This window comes from Kitasatospora nipponensis, assembly GCF_039528135.1.
Classification (GTDB): domain Bacteria; phylum Actinomycetota; class Actinomycetes; order Streptomycetales; family Streptomycetaceae; genus Kitasatospora; species Kitasatospora nipponensis.
The window spans coordinates 1-534 of sequence record NZ_BAAALF010001094.1 but is presented as its reverse complement, the minus strand read 5'-3'; the positions used below and the strand labels follow the sequence as shown (position 1 = coordinate 534).

The window sequence follows — 534 nt, the reverse complement described above, 5'->3', positions numbered from 1 at the left end:
CTTCGACCCGGATACGGACCTCGCGGTGCTGGCCGTGACCGGGCGCTCGACCTGTTGGCTGGACCTGCGGCAGGAGCCGGCGGTGACGGGCGATCCCGCGATCGCGCTCGGTTACCCGCTCGACGGGCCGTACACGGCCTCCTCGCTGCGGGTGCGGGAGCGGATCAACCTGCGCGGCCCGGACATCTACGACGCCGACACCGTTCAGCGTGACGTCTTCACCGTCCGCGGGCAGGTGCGCAGTGGCAACTCCGGCGGCCCGATGATCGACCCGGCCGGTGACGTCGTCGGGGTGGTGTTCGGCGCGTCGGTCGAGGATCCCGACACCGGGTTCGTGCTCACCGCGGACGAAGTGCGCGACGAGTACGAGCAGGCACCCGCTTACGGAGCCGAGGTCGGCACGGGCCCCTGCACGTCCTGATGCCGGTCTCAGACCCCGCGGAGGAACGTCGCCAGGACGGCGGAGGTCTCGGCGGGTGCTTCGAGGTGCGGGAAGTGGCCGACGCCCGGCAGAGTGACGAACTCCGAATGCGG

General features: G+C 71.3%; 1 protein-coding gene. It reads left to right on the top strand.

Features of this window, described 5'->3' with window-relative positions; translation table 11 throughout:
• The coding region (locus ABD323_RS45055) for a trypsin-like peptidase domain-containing protein (protein WP_344447730.1) at positions 1-421 on the top strand (421 nt) is incomplete at its 5' end.
• Between the last annotated feature and the right edge of the window lie 113 nt (positions 422-534).